The sequence below is a fragment of the Flavobacterium nitrogenifigens genome (assembly GCF_003254565.1).
GTDB classification, from domain to species: domain Bacteria; phylum Bacteroidota; class Bacteroidia; order Flavobacteriales; family Flavobacteriaceae; genus Flavobacterium; species Flavobacterium nitrogenifigens.
On record NZ_QJRI01000026.1, the window covers coordinates 1 to 241 of the forward strand.

Genomic DNA, 241 nt, shown 5'->3' on the forward strand with positions numbered 1-241 from the left:
GCTTACTTTAGTGATGTTTAGAACATCCGCATCGCATAAATCTGAAGCTGCTGGGATTTGAGCCTGTGCTGTAGCAAGACCTTCTGTGTCATTGCATTCTAAAGTTACATTTAGAGCTGTTGGAGCAGTTGTCCAAGTAGGAGCAGTTGTATCCTGAATTGTGATCACTTGAGTGAAAGTGTCAGATGTGTTACCGCAGTCGTCTTTTACGGTCCAAGTGTTGGTGTATGTTCCAGCGTTT

The 241-nt window shown here is 43.6% G+C and carries 1 protein-coding gene; it reads right to left on the bottom strand.

Features of this window, described 5'->3' with window-relative positions:
* Positions 1–241: hypothetical protein (locus tag DM397_RS00115; RefSeq protein WP_204251829.1), on the bottom strand; the 241-nt coding region annotated here is incomplete at both ends.